Here is a 24,096-nt window from a genome sequence, read left to right on the forward strand (position 1 = left end):
GAGAAGGTGGCGCGAAGCGCCGGATGAGGGGTCTCTATCCGCGGAGACAAACCCCTCACCGAAGCGAGCATGTGGCTAGCGATGTCCATGCCCTCTCCCACAAGGGGAGAGGGCGCAGCAATCGGCGCCGCAACTCGCGGTTAGCACGAGGCCCCCATGTCCCAACCGCTGCTGATTGAGCATGATGACGGCGTCGACCGGGTGACGCTCAATCGTCCTGACAGCCTCAACGCGCTCGATCCCGCGCTGATCGATGCGCTCAACGTTTATTTCCAGGGCCTCCAGCGTAACCGCGACACGCGTGTCGTGGTGCTGAAGGGTGCCGGCAAGAATTTCTGCGCGGGCCTCGATCTCAAGGCGGCCATGGCCCGCCGGGCCGGGCAACAGGAGCCGCCTGGCGTCACCGAGTCGCTCGACTCGCAGCGCCGCATCGCCGACATCGTGATGCTGATGCGGCGCTGTCCGCAGCCAATCATCTCTCTCGTGCAGGGCGCGGCGGCCGGCGGCGGTTTTGCGCTGGCGCTTGCCTCCGACATCCGCATCGCGACGAAATCGGCGCGGATGAACTGCGCCTTCATCAAGCTCGGCCTCGGCGGCTGCGACATCGGCACCAGCTATTTCCTGCCGCGGCTGGTCGGCGTGTCCGTGGCGTCGGAGCTGATCCTCACCGGCCGGTTCATCGGCGCCGAGCGCGCGCTGGCGGTCGGGCTGGTCTCGGAGGTCGTCGAGGAAGACAAGCTCGATGCGGCGGCCGAACCCTATGTCGAGGCGATGATGACGGCGTCGCCCGTGGGCCTGCGTCTCTCCAAGGAATGCCTCAACATGAGCGTCGATGCGGGATCGCTGGAGGCGGTTATCGCCATGGAAGATCGCAACCAGGTCCTGTGCAGCCGTTCCGAGGAATTCTCGGAAGGCATCAGGGCCTTCCTTGAGAAGCGAAAGCCTGTCTATATCAAGCGCTGAACGAGAACGATCCGCAAAGGACGATAATTCCGGGAGACGCAAAATGAGTGGAAGCGCGGCGGCTGTGATGACGAAGCCCGCCTTTCGCAAGATCGAATGGCTCGCGCGCGACATCGACGTCGAGCGCCGCAGCGACGGCACAGTGGTGCTGAAGTCGCGCATTCCGCTGCAAGCTTACGAGAAGCACATTCCGGCATCGCTGGCGAAATGGGCGAAGGAAGCGCCCGAGCGCATCTGGCTGGCGCAGCGCGGCGGTCCGAACCGCGAATGGCGCAAGGTGTCCTATGGCGAAGCCAAGCGCACCGTGGATGCGCTGACGCAAGGGCTGCTCAACCTGGGACTCGATGGTCGGCCCGTTGCGATCCTCTCCGGCAATTCGATCGAGCATGCGCTGATGACGCAGGCCGCGATGCAGGCGCGTTCGCCAGCGGCGCCGGTGTCGCCGGCCTATTCCTTGATGAGCCACGATCACGTCAAGCTGAAGTATCTGTTCGACCTGATCAAGCCGGCCGTGGTGATGGTGCAGGACGGCCCGACCTTCGAGAAGGCACTGAAGGCGATCGATCTCACCGGCGTCACCGTGGTTCACGTCGCGCGGCCATGTGAGGGCATCAAGAGCGTCAGCTTTGCTGAGCTCGCGGCAACTCCGGTGACCAAGGACGTCGAGGAGTCGATCGCCAAGATCACGCCCGACACCGTCGGCAAGCTGCTGTTCACTTCAGGCTCGACCGGCATGCCCAAGGCCGTCATCAACACGCAGAAGATGATGTGCGCCAATGCGGCGATGATGATGCAGGTGCGGCCGCGCTCGCCTGATGGTCCTGTTGCGACCATGCTGGACTGGATGCCCTGGAATCACACCATGGGCGGCAACGCGGCGTTCCACCCGATCCTGGTCGATGGCGGCACGCTCTATATCGACGATGGCCGGCCGATGCCGGGCCAGTTCGAGGAGACGCTGCGAAACCTGCGCGAGATCTCGCCGACCTACTACGCCAATGTACCGGCCGGTTACGCGGCGCTCGCGGCCGCCATGGAAAAGGATGATGCGCTCTGCCGCTCGTTCTTCAAGAACCTGTCGATCATGGCCTATGGCGGCGCGCGGCTGCCTGATGATCTCTACGATCGCATGCAGGCTCTCGCCGTCAAGACCACCGGCGAACGCATCGTGTTCTACACCGGCTGGGGCTCGACCGAGACCGCGCCGACCTCGACCGGCACCTATTGGGACACCGAGCGCGTCGGCCTGATCGGCCTGCCATTCCCCGGCGTCGAGTTGAAGATGGTGCCGTGCGGCTCGAAATACGAATTGCGGCTGCGCGGCGTCAACGTTACGCCGGGCTATTTCGGCCAGTCTGAGCTGACAAAGAAGATGTTCGACGAGGAAGGCTTTTACTGCATCGGCGATGCCGGGATCTTCGTCGACGATGCCGATCCGGTGAAGGGCATCATCTTTGCAGGCCGCGTGGTCGAAGACTTCAAGCTCACCACCGGCACCTTCGTGCATGTCGGCTCGCTGCGGACCGATGCGATCGCGGCGGCCACGCCTGTCGTGCACGACGCGCTGGTCGCGGGGCAGGACCGCCCGTTCATCGGCCTGCTCGCCTGGCCCAATTTGCACGCCTGCCGGCAACTCGTCGGCAATCCCGAGCTGAGCTTCGAGGACGCAGTGAAGCACCCCGAGATCGTCGCCTGCTTCAAGCGCGGGCTGGAGACGCACAACAGGGAGTGCGAAGGTGCCAGCAGCCGCATCATCGCGCGCGCCATGCTGATGGTCGAGCCGCCCTCGATCGACGGCAACGAACTCACCGACAAGGGCTACATCAACCAGCGCGCCGGCCTCGAACGCCGCGCGGCACTGGTCGAGCGGCTCTATGCCGACAAGCCTGATCAGGATGTGATCGTGCTGAAATGAAGACGACACTCGCTCACCTCGTCATTCCGGGATGGCCCGAAGGGCCAGGCCCGGAATCCATAACCCCGGCTCGTGGTTATGGATTCTCAGATGTGCAATTGCGCATCATAGCTCGCGACTTCGTCGCGCCCGGGAATGACGGTCTCAATGACAACGAATAAGAGGTAGCCCGCCATGAACTTCGATTTCTCCGACGACCAGAAGCAGCTCCGCGATCAGGCGCGCAAATTCCTCACCGAAAAATGCTCGCCGAAGGCGGTGCGTGTGGTGCTCGACGGCAAGGCGCCTTACGACAAGGAACTCTGGAAGGGCCTCGCCGAGATGGGTTTCCTCGGCGTCGCGATCCCCGAGGAATTCGGTGGCGCGGGCGCCGGCCATCTCGAGCTCTGCGTGATCGCCGAGGAGATGGGCCGCGCGAACGCGCCGGTGCCGTTCTCGTCAACCGTGTATCTCGCCGCCGAAGCGCTGCTGATCGCAGGCAGCGAGGCGCAAAAGAAGAAATGGCTGCCGGCGATTGCCTCGGGCGAGGCGATCGGCACGCTGGCGCTGTTCGAGGGCAAGGGCAATCCGTCGCCGAAGAGCGTCAAGCTCACGGCCGCGAACGGTGTCCTGAACGGCGTGAAGAAGCCTGTCGCCGACGGTGCGGTTGCCGACTTCGCGGTGGTCGCGGCGCGCACAGGAGCGAGCGGGCGCGACGGTGATATCTCGCTGTTCCTCGTTGATCTCAAGGCCGGTGGCGTCGAGGTGAAGAGCCTCACCAATCTCGATCCGACCCGCGGGCAGGCGGAGATCACCTTCAAGGACGCTAAGGCCGAGCCGCTCGGCGCTACCGGCGAAGGATGGAGCATTTTGACCCAGGTGCTCGACCGCGCCGCGGTGCTCTGTGCGTTCGAGCAGGTCGGCGGCTCCGACCGTGCGCTGGAAATGGGCCGCGACTACGCACTCGACCGCATCGCCTTCGGCCGCCAGATCGGCTCGTTCCAGGCGGTCAAGCACATGCTTGCCGACATGTATGTCTCGGCCACGCTGGCGCGCTCCAACAGCTATTACGGTGCCTGGGCACTTTCGACCAACGCGGCTGAATTGCCGGAAGCCGCCGCTGCCGCGCGCATCAGCGCGACGCAGGCGTTCCAGCACTGCGCCAAGAACAACATCCAGGTCCACGGCGGCATGGGCTTCACCTGGGAGTTCGACTGCCACATGTACTACCGCCGCGCCAACGCCATGGCGCTCGGGCTCGGCAGCCTCAGCTATTGGGAAGACCAGTTGATCGACCGCATGCGCAAGAAGAACGCGGCGTAATCCGCCGCTCGTATCCCGGACGCGATGCGGCATGTAATGCCGCTTCGCAGAGCCGGGACCCGGAGGCCGCAATGGACCCCGGCTCGGCAGCGCATCACTTCGTGCTGCGCAGCGTCCGGGGAACGAACCGAGAGATGAGACCATGAATTTCGACGACACCCCGCAGGAAGCCGAGTTCCGCGCCACCGCGCGCGCCTGGATCGGTGCGAATGCGCCCAAGCAATACGAGGACGAGCTGCGCAAATCCTCGCTTGGCCGCACGCAGTTGAAAAACGCCAACATTCTCGACGTGGCAAAAGCCTGGCAGAAAAAGAAGGCCGACGCCGGCTGGGCCTGTCTGCACTGGCCGAAAGAGTATGGCGGTCGCGGCTCATCGCCGATCGAGCGCGTGATCTGGCAGCAGGAAGAAGGGCCGTTCGGACTGCTGTCCCGCATGTTCATCATCGGCCACGGCATGTGCGGGCCGACCATGATGGCGTTCGCGCGCGAGGAGCATAAGCGCGCCTATCTGCCGCCGTTGGCCTCCGGTGAAAAGATCTGGTGCCAGCTGTTCTCCGAACCGGCCGGCGGTTCTGACGTCGCCGGCCTGCGCACGCGCGCGGAAAAGGACGGCGACGACTGGATCATCAACGGCCAGAAGATCTGGACCTCGGGCGCGCATTATTCCGACTACGGCATCTTGCTCACGCGCACCGATCCGACCGTGCCCAAGCACAAGGGCCTCACCATGTTCTTCCTGGACATGAAGAGCCCGGGTGTCGAAGTGCGGCCGATCAAGCAGGCGAGCGGCGCTTCCGACTTCAACGAGGTCTATTTCACCAACGTCAGGATTCCTGATCATCAGCGCCTCGGCGAGGTCGGCGACGGCTGGAACGTCTCGCTGACCACGCTGATGAACGAGCGCAGCGCGATCGGCGCGGCCGTCGCGACCGGATTTCCGGAGCTGTTCGAGTACTGCTCCAGCCTGATGCTCGACGACGGCCCCGCGATCGAGGATCGCGCGGTGCGCTCGAAGCTGGCGAACTGGGCGGTGAAGGCGAGCGGGCTGAAATACACCAGCATGCGCGCGATCTCGGCGCTGTCGAAAGGCGAACGGCCGGGGCCGGAAAATTCCATCGGCAAGCTGGTGGCGGGCTCGATGATCCAGGACGTTGCGACCTACGCGTTGGACCTGCAGGGTGCGGGCGGCGTCGTCGGCGGCGAGGATGGCGAGCTCGCCGGCCGTTTCCAGGCGATGCTGCTGCGCGCGCCCGGCACCCGCGTCGAAGGCGGCACCGACGAGATCATGCGCAACATCATCGCCGAGCGGGTGCTGGGCCTGCCCGGCGATATCAGGGTCGACAAGGACGTGCCGTTCAACAAGATCCCCACGAAGGGAAGATGAGTTTCGTAGGTTAGCGCAGCGTAACCCACCGTTGGCTGCAACGACGCTCGACAGAAGTGGTGGGTTACGCCTTCGGCTAACCCACCCTACGCACCGCGCAAGGATTGAGAGGTCCGCCATGAATTTCGACGACACCCCGCAGGAAGCCGCGTTCCGCGCCTCCGCGCGCCAATGGGTCGACGCCAATGCGCCGAAGGAGTTGCATGCCGAGTTGTCAAAATCCTCGCTCGGCCGCATTCGCCTTGCCAGCCACGACATCGTCGAGGTCGGCAAGGCCTGGCAGAAGAAGAAGTTCGAAGGCAATTGGGCCTGCCTGCACTGGCCCAAGGAATATGGCGGCCGTGGCGCGACGCCGATCGAGAAGGTGATCTGGCAGCAGGAAGAGGGTGTCTACGGCAAGCTGACGCAGCCGTTCCAGATCGGCGAGGGCATGTGCGGCCCGACCGTGATGGCCTTCGGCAGCGAGGATGCGAAGCGCAGGTATCTGCCGAAGCTCGCCTCGGGCGAGGAGATCTGGTGCCAGCTGTTCTCCGAGCCGTCCGCAGGTTCGGACGTCGCGGGCCTGCGCACCCGCGCGGAGAAGAAGGGCGACAATTGGGTGGTCAACGGCCAGAAGATCTGGACCTCGGGCGCGCATTACTCCGACTACGGCCTTCTGATTGCGCGCACCGATCCGAACGTGCCCAAGCACAAGGGCCTCACCATGTTCTTCCTGGACATGAAGAGCCCCGGCGTCGAAGTGCGGCCGATCAAGCAGGCCAATGGCATGCAGGAGTTCAACGAGGTCTACTTCACCGACGTCGTGATTCCCGACAGCCAGCGGCTCGGCGCCGTCGGCGAAGGCTGGAGCGTCTCGCTGACCACGCTGATGAACGAGCGCATGTCGATCGGCTCGCGCCTTGCGACCGGCGTGCCTGAGATGTTCGAGTTCTGCTCCAATCTGATGCTGGAAGAGGGCCTCGCGATCGACGATCCCGCTGTGCGCTCAAAACTCGCGAGCTGGGCGGCCAAGTCGAGCGGGCTGAAATACACCAGCTACCGCACGATCTCGGCGCTGTCGAAGGGCGAGCGGCCAGGCCCGGAGAATTCGATCGGCAAGCTGGTGTCGGGCATGATGCTGCAGGACATCGCGACCTATGCCATGGACCTGCAAGGCGCGGCCGGTGTTCTCACGGGCAGCGACGAGGAGACCGTGCAGGGCCAGTTCCAGCAGATGCTGCTGTCCTCGCCCTCGATGCGCATCGCCGGCGGCACCGACGAGATCCTGCGCAACATCATCGCCGAGCGCGTGCTGGGACTGCCCGGCGACATCCGCGTCGACAAGGACGTGCCGTACAACAAGATCCCGACCAAGGGGCGGTGATATCACCTCTCGCTGCATCTCGTAGGGTGGGCAAAGCGAAGCGTGCCCACCATATGCAGATGCTCCGGAGCAAGTCTGTCGGTGGGCACGGCGCGATGCGCCTTTGCCCACCCTACGAGAAGAGCGCGAGCTGAACCATGGACGCTACCGTCAAACAATCCGATCGCATCGGCGTACTCGAAGAGCTGCTCAACGAGCGCTACTCCGTCCGGGCCTTCCTTCCCAAAGAGGTTGACCGCGCGACCATCGAGCATGTGCTGACCACCGCGCAGCGCACTGCGTCCTGGTGCAACAGCCAGCCCTGGCAGGTGATCATCGCCAGCGGCGAGGCCAAGGAGCGCTTCCGCAAGGCGATCTACGCGGAAGCCTCGGGCGGTCTCGGCGACGACTACGATTTCACGCCGCCGCGCGAGTATGTCGGTGTTTATCTGGAACGCCGACGCGAAAGCGGCTTTCAGCTCTACAACACGCTCGGCATCATCAGGGGCGACAGAAGCGCCTACGCCAGGCAGGCGCTGGAGAACTACAATTTCTTCGGCGCGCCGCATGTCGCCATCATTCACACCAACGAGCCGCTCGGCATTTACGGTGCGATCGATTGCGGCGCCTATGTCAGCAATTTCATGCTGGCCGCGCAGGCGCTCGGGCTCGGCACGATTCCGCAGGCGGCGCTCGCGCGGCATTCCGGATTGATCCGCCGCCACTTCAATCTGCCCGACGATCGCCGCGTCGTCTGCGGCATTTCGTTCGGCTATGCCGACGACGCCCACAAGGTCAACAGCTACCGCACCTCGCGCGCCAGCGTGGCCGAGACCGTGACCTTCGCGGACGAGTGATCAAGCGGCGTAGTTCTGCGCTATCGCTGCCGGACGCGCGCGAAGACGGCCGTGAGAACGGCCGCCTTCATCTCATCTGAGCTCGGGTGACGCCGGCCGTCAGCCGCCGCTGCCGCCGATCACGGCCCGCACGGTCTCGTCCGGCCCAAAATCCTCGGCGCCGTCGACATAGAGCAGCGCGGCGAGCTTCGAGCGCGCGCGGTTGACGCGGCTCTTGATCGTGCCGACCGCGCAGCCGCAGATCGAGGCCGCGTCTTCGTAGGAGAAGCCGGAGGCGCCGACCAGAATCAGCGCTTCACGCTGGTCCTGTGGAAGCTTGTCGAGCGCCGTGCGAAACTCCTCGAACTCGAGATGCGCGTTCTGCGACGGCTGTGTCTTCAGCGTCTTGGCGTAGTTGCCTTCGGCGTCCTCGACCTCGCGCCGCCGCTTGCGATAATCGGAGCGGAAAAGGTTGCGCAGGATCGTGAACAGCCATGCCGGCAGATTGGAGCCGGGCTGGAACGAGTCGATGTTGGCGAGCGCGCGGAGCAGCGTCTCCTGGACCAAATCATCGGCGCGGTCCGCATTGCCGCTGAGCGAAATGGCGAACGCGCGCAGACTGGGCACGGCCGCCAGGATGTCGTTACGCAGGGAGTCCGTGAGAGGCATTAATCCCTCCCATTGTTGTCGTTGGATCCGCCCTCATTTCCCACGTGGGGTGTCGCTCCCGGCGCATCAAGCTTCTTGATCAGTTCTGCGAACCGATCTGGAACCCCTTGTCGCACGACATCATCATACATGGCGCGCAACTGGTGCCCGATCCGGGATTGAATCTCCGGAGTGAGGCCTCCCTTGCCGGGGGTCGTGCTTCTGCTGGCTTGAGACTTGAGATCTTTCATGACCTGTTCCACGTTTCCCCGAGTTAAGTGACTGTAAAATCGAGAGGTTTTCTCAACCGGGAGCCGTTCCCTGGATAGGCTCAATTCGAGGTTCGAGAAAAAGTTCCCGCTCAGACGGAACTTTTCTTGGCCTGAGGCGTAATCAGCCCAGCAGGGGAACCCGGGCCCCCCTCGGATTGCCTGGACCTTAAGGTTGGCCCGAAGATGAATGGAGTGGGGATGTCCCGTTCACAGCTTGTTGCTGAACACTTGCCGTTGTTGCGCCGGTACGCACGCGCCCTGACGGGCAGCCAGGCCTCCGGTGACGCCTATGTCGCAGCCATGTTGGAAGCCATGCTGGGGGATCCCTCGGTGCTGGACGAGAGCCATGGGCCGCGCGCGGGCCTGTTCCGGCTGTTCACCCAGATCTGGAATTCGGTCTCCGTCAACGATGATTCCGAGGTGACGACCTTGCCGATGCCGCCGGAGCGGCGGCTGTCGAACATCACGCCGTTGCCGCGCCAGGCCTTCCTGCTGCTCTCGCTGGAGGGATTTTCGGAAGAGGAAGTCGGCTACATCCTCGGCACCGACGTCGCCGAGACGCGGCGGCTTGCGGATGCCGCCGGACGCGAGATGGCCGCCGAGATCGCCACCGACGTGCTGATCATCGAGGACGAGACCTTCATCGCCATGGACCTCGAGAGCCTGGTGAAGAATCTCGGCCACAATGTCGTCGGCGTCGCGCGCACGCATGCCGATGCGGTGGCGCTGGCCAAGAACAAGCGGCCCGGCCTGATCCTCGCCGACATCCAGCTCGCCGACGGCTCGTCGGGCCTCGACGCTGTCAACGAGCTGCTGCGCACGTTCGAGGTGCCCGTGGTGTTCATCACCGCGTATCCCGAGCGCTTCCTCACCGGCGAGCGCCCGGAGCCGGCGTTCCTGATCTCAAAACCGTTCCAGCCCGCGATGGTCTCGGCGGTGGCGAGCCAGGCGCTGTTCTTCCAGCGCAACTCGCGCAACCGCACACCGAAGGCGCCGGCGGCTTAATAGAGCTGGCCATTTGGCCAAACGATCCGATCCGGCGTGCTGCAAGGCACGCCGGATTTTTCGTTTCGCCTGCCGTGCTTGACGTGCGTCGGCTTCGCCGCTCATACCTCCTGCATTGATCCCAGCCGGAGATGTGCCCATGGACCAGCAACTCCTCGATCGCCTCGCCATCCGCGATCTCGTCGAGAACTGGGCGGTGTGGCGCGATGCCGGCGACTGGGAGCGCTTTGCCACGGTCTGGCACGAAGAGGGCTGGATGTCCGCCACCTGGTTTCAGGGGCCGGCGCGGGATTTCATGCGCGTCAGCCAGGAGGGATTTGCCAGGGGCGTTCGCATCCTGCATTTCCTCGGCGGCACCAGCATCGACCTCGCAGGCGAACGGGCCATCGCGCAGACCAAAATGACGATTTCGCAGCGTGCCCCGGTGCACGACGTCGTTTGCGACGTCGTCTGCACCGGGCGCTTCTACGATTTCCTGGAAAAGCGGCAGGGAAAATGGGGCATCGTCCGCCGCCAGCCGATTTATGAAAAGGATCGGATCGACCCAGTCGATCCCGCCGCGACGCTCCGTCTCGATCAGACAGCGCTCGCCGGGCTGCCCGAAGGCTATCGCCACCTCGCCTACATGCAGGAGCTGATCGGCTACAAGGTCAAGCGCGACATGCCGGGGCTGATCGGACCCGAGGTCGAGAAGCTCTATGGCGAAGGGCGGGAGTGGTTGGCGGGGAAGTGAACCCCAGAAAAAAAGTAAGGCGCGACTGGCATCACCACAGTCGCGCCCTACGTCGCCGGCTTATGGGGCAGGGGGAATAGCCGGCTGTTGAGACGACTCCTGTCTGCGAAAGTCGTTCCACCCCTCGCGGAATATTTTGTGCACGTTGTCGCATTTGTCGCACACGGTTAAGTGATCGTAACTGCTGAGAACCCCCGATCCTTCCCCGGCGTTGTTCCCGCGATCGCCATGGGGCGAGGGACCGACAGCCATGTCACAGATTCATAAGGTATTTTTGAGTGCCGTCGCCGTGGCTGCGACGCTCGGTGCCGTGCAGCTGGCCTCGGGCCATGATCTGGCGGACCGCTGGCAGGCGGTCGCCGACAAGGCCGACAAGCCCGGCCACAACGTCAATCGTACCGGCAAGGCCGACCGGCTCGCCGAGATCAAGCAGGCAGCAGTTCCAACCCGCACCGTCTCGATGCGGCTGAACGACCTCGCCGGCACCTCGGTGCTGCTGCGGGTCCCCGCCGTGATCGAAACCGGCAATGCCAAGCCGCCGGCGCTGCTCCAGAACCAGAAGAAGGTGCGCAACCGGCCGACGATCGCCTGCGAGCCGATGGTCAGCTCCCTGACCGAGGTCGCAAAGCTGCTCCAGCCCGGCCGCTGCGTGACCTGATCCGCCTAGGCACTGGACAGATCGTCCTCCCGCCCGCAGGGCGATTCTTCACGTCCACTTGATCCCCTCTACGCTCGCGTTATATCCCGGGTTTCTTCCCCTTCGTATTGACCGGGTAAACGCATGACGACGTCAGACACGGCTGTGCATACGCAGCCCTTCCAGGCCGAGGTTTCCGAGCTTCTGCACCTGATGGTGCACTCCGTCTATTCCGAGACCGATATCTTTCTGCGCGAGCTCGTCTCCAATGCCTCGGACGCCTGCGACAAGCTGCGCTATGAGGCGATCGCAAGTCCTTCGCTGCTCGGCGAGGGCGACGCGCTCAAGATCCGCATCATCCCGAACAAGGCGGCCGGGACGCTCACGATCGCCGACAACGGCATCGGCATGGAGCGGCAGGAGCTGATCGACCATCTCGGCACCATCGCCCGCTCCGGCACCAAGGCGTTCGTGTCGAAGCTGAAGGAGGCCAAGGACGGCCTCGGCCTGATTGGCCAGTTCGGCGTCGGCTTCTATTCCGCCTTCATGGTCGCCGACAAGATCGTCGTGGTCAGCCGCCGCGCCGGCGAGAGCGACGTCTGGACCTGGACGTCCTCCGGCGGCTCCGGCTTCGAGATCGCCCGTGCCGGCGACGAGGAGGCCGCCCGCGTGACGCGCGGCACCGAGATCGTCCTGCACCTGAAGGACGACGCCAAGAAATATCTCGAGAGCTTTGAGATCGAGCGCATCGTCGGTGCCTATTCCGACAACATCCTGTTCCCAATCGAGCTGGTGCCGGAAGAGGGCGAGCCGCGCCAGATCAATTCGGCCAGCGCGCTGTGGCAACGCTCGAAATCCGAGCTGACCGCCGACGACTACAAGAAGGCCTATCAGCAGATCGCCTCGGCTTTCGACGATCCCGCGATGACGCTGCATTACCGCGCCGAGGGCCGCTACTCCTATGCCGTGCTGCTGTTCGCACCCTCGACCAAGCCGTTCGATTTGTTCGAGCCGAACCGCAAGGGCCGGGTGAAGCTTTACGTCCGCCGTGTCTTCATCACCGACGATGCCGATCTGTTGCCGGGCTATCTGCGCTTCATCCGCGGTGTCGTCGACAGCGAGGATCTCCCGCTCAACATCTCCCGCGAGATGCTGCAGAACAATCCACAGCTGGCGCAGATCCGGAAAGCGGTGGCGACCCGGGTCGTGTCGGAGCTCGAAAGCCTCGCCGAGAAGGATCCGGAGAACTTTGCCAGGATATGGGACGCCTTCGGTGCGGTGCTCAAGGAAGGCATTTACGAGGATTTCGAGCGGCGCGAAAAGCTGCTGGCACTGTCGCGCTTCACCACGACGTCGGGCGAAAAGCGGTCGCTGAAGCAGGTCATCGCCGATTTCAAGCCGAACCAGACCGAGATCTATTATCTCGTCGGCGACAGCATCGAGCGACTGAAATCCAATCCGCGGCTGGAGGCTGCGACCGCGCGCGGCATCGAGGTGCTGCTGCTGTCCGATCCCGTCGATGCGTTCTGGACCTCGATGCCGTCGGAGTTCGAGGGCAAGCCGCTGAAGTCACTCAGCCAGGGCGATCTCAATCTCGACCTGATTCCGCGCGTCGATGACAAGGACGAGGCAAAGAAGGACGAGCCCGAGGCGGATGAAGCGGCCACCATCGCCGTGATCAAGGCCGCGCTCGGCGAGCGTGTCAGCGACGTCAAGGCCTCGACGCGCCTCACCAGCTCGGCCTCCTGCCTCGTCGCCGACAGCCAGGGCCCGAGCCGCGAGCTCGAGCGCATCCTGTCGCAGCAAAACCGCGGCATGAAGACCAAGCCGATCCTGGAGATCAATCTGCGCCATCCGATGGTGGGCGCGATCGCCAAGGCGCAAGCCGGCTCGAAGGCGGTCGACGATCTCAGCCTGCTCCTGCTCGAGCAGGCGCAGATCCTGGACGGTGAACTGCCGGAGGATCCCGCCGCGTTTGCGGCGAGGCTGAACCGGCTGGTGCTGCAGGGGCTCGGCGCCTAGCGCCGCAGCCCGCGGCGCTCACCTTGCCGTCATCTGTCCCTAGGAACAGTCGCCTCCGGCCTGGTGTTATGCCATACGAGGCCGTCGGCATCAGATCCGACGACGCCGTCGATTCGAGGACTAAGTCCATGCGCCTGTCGATTTTGACCCTCACCGCGATTGCCACGCTGTTCGTCGCGGCGGATGCCAGCGCCCAGACCTATGATCCGCGCTACCCGGTGTGCATGCACGTTTACACGCCCGGCGGCGGCTTCGGCGGTGGCGGCGGCGATTATTTCGACTGCTCTTTCACCTCGCTGCCGCAGTGCCGCGCGACCGCGTCGGGCCGCTCGGCCAGCTGCGACGTCAATCCCTACTACGCCTTCGACCAGCCGCCGCCGCGCCGGCGTCACAAGAAGCAGCAATAGCGATCTGCGATGCAACGCACCGGGACACTGTTTATGCGCTTCTCGTTCGGAATGGTCGTGATCGTGGGCGCGGTGCTCGCAGCCGCGCCGTCGCATGCGCAGACTTTTGATCCGCGCTATCCCGTCTGCATGCACGTTTATTCAGGTGCGAACGGGGGAGGCGGGGAGTGGTACGACTGCTCCTTCACCTCGTTGCCGCAGTGCCGCGCCACAGCTTATGGCCGATCCGCGATCTGCGATCTCAATCCGTATTACCCGGTTCACGCGCCGCCGCCGCACTTGCGCTACAGGCGTAGCGGCTAGCGTCGGCAGCGCGCATCTCCTTCCTGCCCCCACAGCTCGACCACCTTGGGCCAGTGCGATCGGTCTCGGCCGTCACCATGCCGCCGAACTCACCGGCGTTGCCGTGCGGCGGTAAAGGATCACTAGAGTTAACCGCGCCCTAACAGAGTTTTACCTTGTCTCTTAACACCTGGGCAGGGCGCGGGGGCTAGATTGCCTGATGTCAGCAGGCGGCCCGAAAGAATCAACGGCATGACCACCGGTGTCATCGAACCACAAAACGTCGCGCGCGCGCCTTCGGCTTCAAAGATATGGCTGAAGGCCATCGAGCTCACCGCGCGGATCGAGACGCTGCCGGGACGTCTGTTCGCGGACGTCATCGACGATTGGGCACAGCGCCAGCCCGACCGCGTCGCGCTGGTCACGGACGACGCAAGCCTCGACTATGAAGGCCTGTCGAAGCGCATCAAGCGCTACGCGCGCTGGGCGCGCTCGGCCGGCGTGGTCAAGGGTGATGCGGTCGCGTTGATCATGCCGAACGGCATCGATTATGTCGCGGCCTGGCTCGGCATCAGTCGGATCGGCGGTGTGGCGGCGCTGCTCAATACCAAGCTGGTGGGGCAGTCGCTCGCGCATTGCCTCGATGTGGCAAAGCCCTCGCATATCATCGTTGCGCATGAGCTGACGGAGATGCTGGAGAGCGCAACGCCGCATCTGAAGACGCAGGCCAAGGTCTGGACGCATGGCGATGCCCGCAGCGAGCGCGCCATCGACGTCGCCCTTGCGGCGCTGGACGATGCTCCTTTGTCGCCGGAGGAGCACGGCGAGGTCACCATTGATGATCGCGCGCTATTGATCTACACCTCAGGCACCACCGGCCTGCCGAAGGCTGCCAGCATCAGCCACCGCCGCATTCTCAATTGGGGCCTTTGGTTCGCCGGCCTCACCGGCGCGAGCCCGCAAGACCGGCTCTACGATTGCCTGCCGCTGTTCCACTCGGTCGGCGGCATCGTCGCGCCCTGCAGCATGCTCGCTGCCGGCGGCTCGGTGGTGATCGCGGAGAAATTCTCGGCCTCGCATTTCTGGTCCGACATCGTGCGCCATGACTGCACGTTGTTTCAATATATCGGCGAGCTCTGCCGTTATCTGCTCAAGGCGGCGCCGTCGGAATATGAGAACCGGCATCGTCTCCGCCTCGTCTGCGGCAACGGCCTGCGCGGTGACATCTGGGAAGACTTTCAGGCGCGCTTCGCCATTCCGCGCATCCTCGAATTCTATGCGGCGACGGAAGGCAATTTCTCGCTGTTCAACGTCGAGGGGCAGCCGGGCGCGATCGGTCGCATCCCGCCGCTGCTGGCGCATCGCTTCCCTGCCAATCTCGTCAAGCTCGATCCCGACAGCGGCGCGCCGCTGCGCAACGAAGAGGGGTTTTGCCTCGCCTGCGCCCGCGGCGAGGCCGGCGAAGCCATCGGCCGCATCGGCACCGCCGATGAAGGCGGCGGCCGGTTCGAGGGCTACACCGACCCCGGCGAGACCGAGAAGAAGGTTCTTCGCGATGTCTTTGCCAGGGGCGATGCCTGGTTCCGCACCGGCGATCTGATGCGGATCGACGACAAGGGCTTCTTCCATTTCGTCGATCGGATCGGGGACACGTTCCGCTGGAAGGGTGAGAACGTCGCGACCTCGGAGGTCAATGACGCAATGCGCGATTTCACCGGCGTGGTCGATGCCACCACCTACGGCGTCAGCGTCCCCGGCGCCGACGGCCGCGCCGGCATGAGCGTGATCGTCGTCAACGAGGGTTTTGACATTGCGGCATTGCCCGCACATCTCGCGCAGCGCCTGCCGGCCTACGCACGGCCCGTCTTCATTCGCGTCTCCAGCGAGATCGATGCGACCGAGACGTTCAAGCAGAAGAAGGGCGATCTGTCGCGGGAGGGCTTCGATCCCGCCGCGATCTCCGATCCGCTGTTCATGGCAGATCCGAAGTCCGGGGCCTATGTGGCGCTCGATACGGAGGCCTATGCGCGAATCGTGGACGGCTCGATCAGGCTGTAAATCGCGCCAAAATCCGCAGATAGGTCCAATTTTATCTGAATTGTCCAAGAAGCCATTTACTTCTGTCGGGTAAACAAGCGGCCATGGGGAGGCGGCCAGCAAGAGCCGCCGCAACGCCAACGATAACAAAGCGAGCCAGCCATGTCGGTAAGGTCTAAGGTCATTGACGCGATCCAGCAGATCGCCAAAGAGCAGCACGTCACGCTTCCCGCGCTCTCGGACGATCTGTCGCTGCACGAGACGGGTTTCGACTCGCTCGCCTTCGCCATCCTGGTCGCGCGCCTCGAGGACGAGACCGGCGTCGACCCCTTCACCATCTCCGAGGACGCAGCGTTTCCCGCCACGGTCGGCGATTTCGTGCGGGCCTACGAAAATGTCCCCGCGTGAGATCTTTGCGCTTCGCGACCATCTCGGCGCGGAGCTGACCGGCCGTACGCTGTCGGACGCGCACACCTGCGTGTCGCTGACCGATATCCTGTCGCAGACGGTCCTGGGCGGCCGCCTGCGCGAATTATCCGGCCGCTCCGTGCTGCTCAAATTGTCCGATCAGCTGCGGTCGGGCCTTGCCATGATCGAGCTCGACGGCATCGCGCGTCGCATGCTGCTGTGCCCGCCCGATCTCAATCCGGCGTATCTCGAGGCGCTGATCGCCGATGCCGGGATCGATGCCGTCGTGACCGACGAATCCGACCGGCGGGCCGGGACTGGCATCCCGCTCATCGTCACTGCGCAATTGCCGCCTGAAGCCACCGCGCCGGTCAAGACCGAACGCGGAACGGAATGGCTGATGCTCACCTCGGGTACCTCGGGCGTGCCGAAGATCGTCGGCCACACGCTGGAGGCGCTGACCGGCGCGATCGTTGCCGAAGGCCCCGCGCGGGGCGCGGCGCCGGTCTGGGCGACCTTCTATGACATTCGCCGCTATGGCGGCCTGCAAATCTTCCTGCGCGCCGTGCTTTCCGGCGGCTCGATGGTGCTGTCCGATCCCCATGAGGCGCTCGGCGATCACGTCGCGCGGCTGAAGGCGCGCGGCGTCTCGCACATCTCCGGCACGCCCTCGCACTGGCGCAAGCTCCTGATGAGCGGTTCGGCCGCGCAGTTCGCCCCGGCTTACGTCCGCCTCTCCGGTGAAATCGCCGACCAGGCGGTGCTCGACGGGCTGAAGGCGGCATTCCCCAACTCCTCCGTCGGTCATGCCTACGCCTCGACCGAAGCCGGCGTCGGCTTTGCCGTCAATGACGGGCTGGAAGGCTTTCCGGCCGACTATCTCGGCAATCGCAATGGCGTCGAGATGAAGGTGGTCGACGGCTCGCTGCGTATCCGTTCGACGCGCACCGCGCATGCCTATGTCGGCCGCAATGCCGCCGCGCTCACCGACGACGACGGATTTGTCGACAGCGGCGACATCGTCGAGCTGCGCGGCGAGCGCTATTATTTCGTCGGCCGCCGCGGCGGCATCATCAATATCGGCGGGCTGAAGGTCCACCCCGAGGAGATCGAGGCGGTCATCAACCGCCATCCCGACGTGCGGATGTCGCGGGCCAAATCGCGCAAGAGCCCGATCACCGGCGGCATCGTGGTCTCCGACGTGATCCTCACCGAGGGCACCGATCCCGCGCGCGCGAAAGAGATCCGCGACCAGATCCTGGAGCGGTGCCGCGCGCAGCTCGCGTCCCACAAGGTGCCGGCGGTGATCCGCTTCGTCGAGGCGCTCGACGTCACCCCGGCCGGAAAACTGGCGCGCACCGATGCATAATGTCCTCGTCACCGGCGGCAGCCGCGGCATCGGCCTCGCGATCGGCAAGCGCCTCGCCGGCGCCGGCTACAACGTGGTCGCGGCCGCCCGACGCGAGAGCGAGGAGCTCAAGGTAGCGATTGCGGAGTCCGAAGGGCGCCTGCATTTCCGCGCCTGCGACCTTGCCGTGATCGACGCCATTCCGGCTTTTGCAAAACTCGTGCGCGACGAGTTCGGCCCGACCTACGGCCTCGTCAACAATGCCGGCCTCGGCACCGAAGGCCTGCTCGCCACCATGCATAATTCCGAGATCGAGGCATTGGTGCAGCTCAACGTGCTGTCGCCGATCATCCTCACCAAATATGTGGCACGGCAGATGATGGCCGACGGCGCCGGCCGCATCGTCAACATCTCCTCGATCATCGCGACCACCGGCTACAACGGCCTGTCCGTCTATGGCGCAACCAAGGCGGCCGCCACCGGCTTCACCCGCTCGCTCGCGCGCGAGGTCGGCAAGCTTGGCATCACCGTGAACGCGGTCGCGCCGGGTTTCATCGACACCGAGCTCACGCACAATCTGTCCGACGAGGCGCGCAAGCGCATCGCCGGCCGCAGCGCGCTACGCCGCCTGCCGGAGACGGACGACGTCGCGCGCATGGTGGAGTATCTGCTCGGCGAGGGTGGTCGCAACGTGACAGGTACGGTGTTCACCATCGATGCGGGAAATACGGCGTAAGCGGAACTCCGCCGTCACAATTGAATTGATTCGGCACAATGACATGCAGCCGGATTTGGTCGTAAGATGCCCCGCAATCGATTGGGTTACGTCAATCGATCTGCCCTAATCGACAGGGAGCAGTCCATGACCATGCCCAACATGACCGCTTCAAATCAGGGCCGGACCGAGCAATCCCGCGCGAAGCCGGACGATGCCCGTTGCCCGCCGATGACGCACCAGAATTCCGGCGGTCATGGTCACGAAATGTACCCGCAGCAATTCGTGCGCCTGGTCGGCTGCCACGATGCGTCTCTCGATAATTTGCGCAAGCGTCAGGACGAGAAGCTGCATTAGCAGCTCATGTCCGGTCTTTCGGCAGGTCAATTCGTTCGTGTGAAAATTCCGGCGGCCCTTCGGTGAGGCGGCGGATGCGGCGGTCGCGTTCGTCCACGGGCAATGCCGGATCGAGCAGCGTCTCGATCTCGTGGACCGCGATCTCTTCGATCCTGGCGGCGTCCGATGCGATCGGGTGCACCGGGGAGAGGACCGGGGGCGCGACCTTCAGGCCCAGCTCGATCAGCTTGCAGATTGCATCCGAGCGGGTCAGTTGATGGGCTTCAGCCCAGGCATCGACGGCTGCCGTCAGTCTTTCGGGCATCTTCACCGCGCTGATCGGGTCGATGCCCGTGCGCCGGCGGACCGGAGAGGTGGAATCCTTGCTGCCGAAGTCGGACACCTCGATCATCCCATGCAACCCTTGGAGCTGAAGACGATAGCCGTTCTTCCCGACCGGCCGCTTGATGCCGATCAAAGACACGCTGCGGCATTGCAACGCGGCCTCATCTTCTGTTGCCGTATCTTGTTGTCCGGGACCGTTTCGGCCAAAGATTGAAAGGGGCCGCCGGCCGGCGAACCCGGATCGATCCTGCCACGTATTTGTTTCGCATTCCAACCATCCGGCATTCCCGATGATCTCAGGCGAATCCTTCTATGGCGGCATTCCCGTCTTCCGCGGCTTCACCAGCCTGATGGACCCTGTGCTCTATGCGCCGCTGCCGGACGATTGGAGCATCGGCGTTGCCGATATCGTCGATTCCACCAAGGCGATCGCGGCGCAGCGCTACAAGGCGGTGAACATGGCCGGCGCCGCCGTGATCGCGGCGGTGACGAACGCATTGGGAGGACGCGAATTCCCCTTCGTGTTCGGCGGCGACGGCGCCAGCTTTGCGGTTGCGCCAGGCGATCTCGAATCTGCCCGAGAGGCGCTGGCGGCAACCGCGACCTGGGTGCGGGAAGATCTCGATCTGACGATGCGGGTCGCGCTGGTGCCGGTCAGCGCCATCCGCGCGCAGGGCCGCGACGTGCGCGTCGCGCGGTTCGGTCCGTCGGCCAACCTGTCCTACGCGATGTTCTCGGGCGGCGGGCTCGCCTTCGCCGATGCCGCAATGAAGCGCGGGGAGTTTGCCGTCCCGGCCGCGCCGGCGGGCACGCAGCCCGATCTCTCGGGCCTGTCCTGCCGCTTCGAGGTGATACCGGCCTCACGTGGGCTGATCCTCTCGGTTCTGGTGATGCCGGCGCGCGGCGCCGATCCGCACGCCTTCCGCAAGGTGATCGAGGACATCATCCACCTCGTCGAGCGCAGCCCGGACGGCGCCCGTCCGGTGCCGCCGCAGGGGCCGCCGCTGAAATGGCCGCCACAGGGGCTGGAATACGAAGCCCGTACCAGGCGCGGTGGTCCGCTGCTCGCGCGCCGCGCCACCGTGCTGGCCTATACGCTGTTCGTCTATCTGATCATGCGTTTCGACCTCAACGTCGGCGGCTTCGTGCCAAACGTCTACAGGCGTCAGGTGGTCGAGAACTCGGACTTCAGGAAATTTGACGACGGCCTGCGCATGATCCTCGATTGCACGCCGCAGCTCGAACGCGCGCTGAGCGACCGACTGGCGATTGCGGCCCGTGACGGCATCGTACGCTACGGCCTCTACCAGCAGGATGCCGCCATGATGACCTGCTTCACGCCGTCGGCGCTACGCAGCGATCATGTGCACTTCATTGATGGCGCGCGAGGCGGCTACGCCTCGGCGGCGACGGCGCTGAAGGCGATGATGGCGTAGGACGATCTCGTGCCCCGGACGCAGCGCAGCACGCAGTGATGCGCTGCTGAGCCGGGGCCCATGTCTCGATCGTACCGTGCTGCTTTCTGGGTCCCGGACGCAGCGAAGCAGCGTTGCACGCTGCATCGCGTCCGGGACACGGGAGCGGGGTTACCGTCCCGCCCGCGTCCAGGTCTCTCCGCCGCAGAGCGCGCCGACGCAGCCTTCGACCCGCAGCGAATCCGCTCCCGTCACGGAGATGCTGCTGGCATAAGTGCTGCCGTCGTCGGCGTTGTAGATCTGGCCCGACCATTTGTTCGGACCGGAGGGCTGCATGCCGCTGAACAATGGCAAGCCGATCATCGGGCGCCTGGCGAGCTCGCGATTGGGGTTCTTGCTGTCGGTGGCGGGTTGGCCGGTCGCGGTGTCGTAGGGCTCGCGCAGCCAGGCGACGACGCCGCAGATGCCGCCGCTGCACTTGCTGATCTTGACGCGCGCATCGCCCGCCTGGGTGAGCCATGTCCCATCGGCGCTCTGCGCATGTGCGGCCGTCGCGCCGAGCAGCGCAGCGAGGAGGACGATGAGAGCAGCGAATCTGGAAGTCATGGAAGAGGCCCCGAAAATGGAGCGCCTCCATAGCAGCCCGGCGGGATAGTGCAACGCAGGCTGGAATCACATTCCTGCGTTCATTGCCTTCGTTCGATGTCCTGCGATCATTTGTCCCAGCGCGCGAAGGCGACCGCGGCCGCAGTCGACAGGCCGAACACCGCCATGGCACCGCCGACCAGCGCGAACAAGGTCCACGCCGGCGCCTGCGTCATCATGAGGCCGACGCCGCCGATCGCGACGATCAAGAGCCGCGCGGTGGAAGCGAGCACAGGGCCGCCGACGCGCGCCGCGCCTTGCGAGGAGAAGTAGAGCGACACGCCGATGCCGAAGAACACGAAGGTCGGGCCGGCCCAGTGGAAATAGCTGTGCGCGGCGGCGGTGACGCCGGAATCGCGCGTGAAGAGTGCGACCCACAGCGATGGAGCGAGCGCGACAGCGAGGCCGATCAGGCCGACCGTCAATCCGGAAGCTGCAGCGGCGGTCCAGGCCACACGCCGGGCGCGCTTCACCTGTCCGGCGCCCATCGCCATGCCGACCATCGGCACCGAGGCGATGCCGAAGGCAAACGTGATCGGGATCAACAAGAATTCCAGCCGCGAGCCGATGCCGTAGCCGGCCAGCATCTCGGTGCCGAAAGTGGCCAGGATCTTCGTGAAGATCAAAATGGTGAGCACGGTCTGGAGCGGCGACAGGCAGGCCACCGCACCAACCTTGAGGATGTCCAGGAACATCGCGCGCTCGAAATGAAACGCGCGAATATTCAGCGGCAGCCGGCTGCGGCCGGACGCGAGATACCAGAGGAAGAAGATCGCGGCGCAGGTGAACGCGATCAATTGGCCGCTGGCGACGCCCGGCATGCCGAAGGGCTTCACGCCGAACAGGCCGAGCCCCAACGTGCCGCCGATCGCGATCTGCAACACGCTCGCCCCGATCAGCGTCATCGACGGCAGGCGCATGTCGCCGGTGCCGCGGATCACCGAGGCCAGCGTGTTGACGAGCCAGATCGCGACCGCGCCGGAGAACAGCACCTGCGAATAGCCGCTGGCCTCCTCGAGCACGCGATCGCGCCCGCCGAGCAGCGTGAAGAAGGAACGGCCGAAGACGAGCATCATCACCGTGAAGAACAGCCCGCCGCAGAGGCCGATGATGGCGGCATGCAGCGCCAGCGTCGCGGCGCGGTCACGATCCCCGGCGCCGAGCGCGCGGCTGATCGCGGACGAAACGCCGCCGCCCATCGCGCCCGCGCTCATCATCTGCGTCAGCATCGCGAACGGAAACACCAGCGCGATCGCGGCGAGCGGAATGGTGCCGAGCCGGCCGATATAGGAGGTCTCGGCGATCGCAACCAAAGTGCTGCCGACCATCGCGATCATGTTGGGGATCGCGAGCCGCAGCAGCGTCGGCAGGATCGGGGCCGTCAGCAGGCTGGCGATGGGAGAGGCGACCGGCGCAAGCGGCGGGACGGCGTCTGCAGGGGCGTCGATCGTCATGTTCACCGGGCGGAATTTAGATGATGATCGACATATTATAGGATGGCCGAGCCCCTGCGGCAGCCCTCACGCCACGCAGGGGTCACCACGGCAGGCCGCATAGGTCGATGGTGCCCAGCGTCGGCGCGCGGACGATGTTGAAGACGTAGGGCGCCATCTCGGTGAAGCGGATCCGCCCCTCCGGCTGTTCGCAATAGACCTCGCCCTTGAAGGGCAGCCAGCTCCGGGTCTCGTAGAACGAAAAATTGTGTGGCTCGCAAAACAGCAGCGCGAACCGGACCGCTTCGTTAGCCCTGATGGTGTGCACGGCCGCGTCGATCGCCACGGTCGCGTAGCCGCGACCGCGCCGGTCCTCGCGGGTGCAGACCCCGCCGATGCCGCCGATATGGACCTTCTGCCCGTTCCAGATGACGGTGCGGAAGTAGATGCCGACATGGCAGACGAGGCCATCCTCGGGCGTCTCGATCAGCACGCGCAGGTCCGCATTGGCCCATTTGATGTGAGCCCAGGGCTTGTCCGCGACCAAGTGCGGTCCCCAGACGGCCTGATGCAGCGGCTCCGCGATCGGCCACGAGGCGTCGCCGTTCAAAATGTCGATCTCGATGCTCATGGCTTTGTCTCTCGCAACACGCTGCGCGGTCCATTCGTTCTGTCATAACCGGTTCAAAGGCAATGATATTTTGCGGCGGACGGCCGGCCCGGATTGGATGTCCCTCGGTGCGGCGAAGTTGTGCAAGCCGGCCAAGCCGTGGCATCGCGCCTTTTCGCAAATTGGCGGTATTTAACGGCGGTGGAACCTTCTATAAGACTCCCCGTTAAGCCAGTTCCCCATCAGTCGCGGACAACATCCCATGACCTTTACGCTGCCCCCACTCCCTTACGCCTATGACGCCCTCGGCCAGTTCATGTCGAAGGAGACGCTGGAATTCCACCACGACAAGCATCATCAGGCCTACGTCACCAACGGCAACAACGCGCTCAAGGGGACCGAATGGGAAGGCAAGTCCCTTGAAGAGATCGTCAAGGGCTCGTTCGGCAAGAACCCCGCGGTGTTCAACAATGCCGGCCAGCACTACAACCACATCCACTTCTGGAGCTGGATGAAGCCCAATGGCGGCGGCACCAAGCTGCCGGGCAAGATCGAGAAGAAGATCAACGAGGACCTCGGCGGCTTCGAGAAGTTCAAGACCGACTTCCAGGCGGCCGGCGTCGGCCAGTTCGGCTCCGGCTGGTGCTGGCTCCAGGTCAAGAACGGCAAGCTCGAGATCTCCAAGACCCCGAACGGCGAGAATCCGCTGGTGCATGGCGCCACCCCGATCCTCGGCTGCGACGTCTGGGAGCACTCCTACTACATCGACTACCGCAATCGCCGCCCCGATTATCTCAAGGCGTTCGTCGAGAACCTCGTGAACTGGGAATACGTCGAGTCCCTGTTCGAGAAGGCCTGAGTCTTACTCCGTCATCCCGGGGCGATGCGCAGCATCGAACCCGGGATCTCGAGATTCCGGGTTCGGCTTCGCCGCCCCGGAATGACAACAAGGGGCGGTCGCTCGCGCGGCCGCCTTTTTGCTGTGCGGAATTGCCCTGCGTGGCGCGCGCACGGGTCTGTCATCCTACTGTTTGCATCGTGTGGAGGCCGCCCTTA

Annotated in this window: 25 protein-coding genes; 19 read left to right on the forward strand and 6 right to left on the reverse strand. The window is 64.6% G+C overall.

The genetic code is table 11. From position 1 onward, the window contains the following. Nucleotides 1-156: 156 nt before the first annotated feature. The 6 genes from XI03_RS07420 to XI03_RS07445 all read left to right on the forward strand — a co-directional run bounded on the left by XI03_RS07420 (nt 157) and on the right by XI03_RS07445 (nt 7,763). Nucleotides 157-963 (forward strand): enoyl-CoA hydratase/isomerase family protein, encoded by an 807-nt coding sequence (locus XI03_RS07420; RefSeq protein ID WP_028139959.1) that lies wholly within the window; start codon nt 157-159, stop codon nt 961-963. Between the two features lie 43 nt (nt 964-1,006). Next, nucleotides 1,007-2,878: an AMP-binding protein gene (locus XI03_RS07425; protein WP_271591735.1), complete on the forward strand. Its 1,872-nt coding sequence runs from the start codon at nt 1,007-1,009 to the stop codon at nt 2,876-2,878. 174 nt (nt 2,879-3,052) lie between these two features. After that, nucleotides 3,053-4,180: an acyl-CoA dehydrogenase family protein gene (locus tag XI03_RS07430; protein ID WP_152103633.1), complete on the forward strand. Its 1,128-nt coding sequence runs from the start codon at nt 3,053-3,055 to the stop codon at nt 4,178-4,180. A 142-nt stretch (nt 4,181-4,322) separates the two neighbouring features. Beyond that, a complete protein-coding gene (locus XI03_RS07435; RefSeq protein ID WP_271591736.1) occupies nt 4,323-5,564 on the forward strand; it encodes an acyl-CoA dehydrogenase in 1,242 nt (413 codons plus the stop codon). Between the two features lie 118 nt (nt 5,565-5,682). Beyond that, nucleotides 5,683-6,927, forward strand: a complete 1,245-nt coding sequence (locus XI03_RS07440) for an acyl-CoA dehydrogenase (RefSeq protein ID WP_271591737.1) — start codon at nt 5,683-5,685, stop codon at nt 6,925-6,927. 137 nt (nt 6,928-7,064) lie between these two features. Beyond that, the gene (locus tag XI03_RS07445; RefSeq protein WP_271591738.1) at nt 7,065-7,763 is read left to right on the forward strand and encodes a nitroreductase; all 699 of its coding nucleotides are present in this window, start codon (nt 7,065-7,067) and stop codon (nt 7,761-7,763) included. A gap of 99 nt (nt 7,764-7,862) precedes the next feature. Here the strand turns inward: XI03_RS07445 and XI03_RS07450 are convergent, their stop codons facing one another. After that, the gene (locus tag XI03_RS07450; protein WP_018316216.1) at nt 7,863-8,411 is read right to left on the reverse strand and encodes a sigma-70 family RNA polymerase sigma factor; all 549 of its coding nucleotides are present in this window, start codon (nt 8,409-8,411) and stop codon (nt 7,863-7,865) included. Beyond that, nucleotides 8,411-8,641 (reverse strand): NepR family anti-sigma factor, encoded by a 231-nt coding sequence (locus XI03_RS07455; RefSeq protein ID WP_028139965.1) that lies wholly within the window; start codon nt 8,639-8,641, stop codon nt 8,411-8,413. Before XI03_RS07455 ends, XI03_RS07450 begins: the two co-directional genes overlap by 1 nt. Nucleotides 8,642-8,860: 219 nt before the next feature. Between XI03_RS07455 and XI03_RS07460 the strand changes: the two genes are divergently transcribed. The 11 genes from XI03_RS07460 to XI03_RS07510 all read left to right on the forward strand — a co-directional run bounded on the left by XI03_RS07460 (nt 8,861) and on the right by XI03_RS07510 (nt 18,613). Next, nucleotides 8,861-9,667 carry a response regulator gene (locus XI03_RS07460; RefSeq protein ID WP_026201627.1) on the forward strand — a complete coding sequence of 269 codons (807 nt, stop codon included), beginning with the start codon at nt 8,861-8,863 and terminating at the stop codon, nt 9,665-9,667. Between the two features lie 139 nt (nt 9,668-9,806). Next, a complete protein-coding gene (locus tag XI03_RS07465) occupies nt 9,807-10,400 on the forward strand; it encodes a nuclear transport factor 2 family protein (RefSeq protein WP_028139966.1) in 594 nt (197 codons plus the stop codon). A gap of 250 nt (nt 10,401-10,650) precedes the next feature. Next, nucleotides 10,651-11,058, forward strand: coding sequence for a hypothetical protein (locus tag XI03_RS07470; RefSeq protein ID WP_271591739.1), 408 nt, complete (start codon nt 10,651-10,653; stop codon nt 11,056-11,058). A 123-nt stretch (nt 11,059-11,181) separates the two neighbouring features. After that, entirely contained in the window at nt 11,182-13,059 is a 1,878-nt protein-coding gene (gene htpG / locus XI03_RS07475; RefSeq protein ID WP_095425170.1) for a molecular chaperone HtpG, read from the forward strand. Between the two features lie 128 nt (nt 13,060-13,187). After that, nucleotides 13,188-13,466 (forward strand): DUF3551 domain-containing protein, encoded by a 279-nt coding sequence (locus XI03_RS07480; protein WP_028139969.1) that lies wholly within the window; start codon nt 13,188-13,190, stop codon nt 13,464-13,466. Between the two features lie 33 nt (nt 13,467-13,499). Then, nucleotides 13,500-13,769 (forward strand): DUF3551 domain-containing protein, encoded by a 270-nt coding sequence (locus tag XI03_RS07485; RefSeq protein ID WP_271591740.1) that lies wholly within the window; start codon nt 13,500-13,502, stop codon nt 13,767-13,769. A 222-nt stretch (nt 13,770-13,991) separates the two neighbouring features. Then, on the forward strand, nt 13,992-15,806 hold the full coding sequence (locus XI03_RS07490; protein ID WP_271591746.1) for a long-chain-acyl-CoA synthetase: 1,815 nt from the start codon (nt 13,992-13,994) through the stop codon (nt 15,804-15,806). Between the two features lie 141 nt (nt 15,807-15,947). Next, the gene (locus XI03_RS07495) at nt 15,948-16,193 is read left to right on the forward strand and encodes an acyl carrier protein (protein WP_008543699.1); all 246 of its coding nucleotides are present in this window, start codon (nt 15,948-15,950) and stop codon (nt 16,191-16,193) included. Further along, nucleotides 16,180-17,562, forward strand: coding sequence for a class I adenylate-forming enzyme family protein (locus XI03_RS07500; protein ID WP_161966339.1), 1,383 nt, complete (start codon nt 16,180-16,182; stop codon nt 17,560-17,562). Before XI03_RS07495 ends, XI03_RS07500 begins: the two co-directional genes overlap by 14 nt. Then, a complete protein-coding gene (locus XI03_RS07505; RefSeq protein WP_271591741.1) occupies nt 17,555-18,277 on the forward strand; it encodes an SDR family NAD(P)-dependent oxidoreductase in 723 nt (240 codons plus the stop codon). Before XI03_RS07500 ends, XI03_RS07505 begins: the two co-directional genes overlap by 8 nt. A 126-nt stretch (nt 18,278-18,403) precedes the next feature. Then, nucleotides 18,404-18,613: a hypothetical protein gene (locus tag XI03_RS07510; RefSeq protein WP_271591742.1), complete on the forward strand. Its 210-nt coding sequence runs from the start codon at nt 18,404-18,406 to the stop codon at nt 18,611-18,613. 4 nt (nt 18,614-18,617) lie between these two features. Here XI03_RS07510 and XI03_RS07515 read toward each other — a convergent pair whose 3' ends face one another. After that, nucleotides 18,618-19,004: a hypothetical protein gene (locus XI03_RS07515; protein WP_028139976.1), complete on the reverse strand. Its 387-nt coding sequence runs from the start codon at nt 19,002-19,004 to the stop codon at nt 18,618-18,620. Between the two features lie 223 nt (nt 19,005-19,227). Here XI03_RS07515 and XI03_RS07520 point away from each other — a divergent pair, with 223 nt between their 5' ends. Further along, nucleotides 19,228-20,373, forward strand: a complete 1,146-nt coding sequence (locus XI03_RS07520) for a DUF3095 domain-containing protein (protein WP_271591743.1) — start codon at nt 19,228-19,230, stop codon at nt 20,371-20,373. Nucleotides 20,374-20,523: 150 nt separating this feature from the next. Here the strand turns inward: XI03_RS07520 and XI03_RS07525 are convergent, their stop codons facing one another. From XI03_RS07525 to XI03_RS07535, 3 genes are all read right to left on the reverse strand, one after another. Continuing rightward, nucleotides 20,524-20,958, reverse strand: a complete 435-nt coding sequence (locus tag XI03_RS07525) for a DUF2147 domain-containing protein (RefSeq protein WP_028139978.1) — start codon at nt 20,956-20,958, stop codon at nt 20,524-20,526. A gap of 107 nt (nt 20,959-21,065) precedes the next feature. Further along, the gene (locus tag XI03_RS07530; protein WP_271591744.1) at nt 21,066-22,451 is read right to left on the reverse strand and encodes an MATE family efflux transporter; all 1,386 of its coding nucleotides are present in this window, start codon (nt 22,449-22,451) and stop codon (nt 21,066-21,068) included. Nucleotides 22,452-22,533: 82 nt separating this feature from the next. After that, the gene (locus XI03_RS07535; protein ID WP_038950614.1) at nt 22,534-23,061 is read right to left on the reverse strand and encodes a GNAT family N-acetyltransferase; all 528 of its coding nucleotides are present in this window, start codon (nt 23,059-23,061) and stop codon (nt 22,534-22,536) included. Between the two features lie 241 nt (nt 23,062-23,302). On the opposite strand from XI03_RS07535, the gene XI03_RS07540 reads away from it, so the two are divergent. Further along, the gene (locus XI03_RS07540) at nt 23,303-23,899 is read left to right on the forward strand and encodes a superoxide dismutase (RefSeq protein ID WP_028139981.1); all 597 of its coding nucleotides are present in this window, start codon (nt 23,303-23,305) and stop codon (nt 23,897-23,899) included. Nucleotides 23,900-24,096 lie beyond the last annotated feature (197 nt).

The organism is Bradyrhizobium sp. CCBAU 65884 (assembly GCF_028128835.1).
Lineage (GTDB): Bacteria > Pseudomonadota > Alphaproteobacteria > Rhizobiales > Xanthobacteraceae > Bradyrhizobium > Bradyrhizobium ottawaense.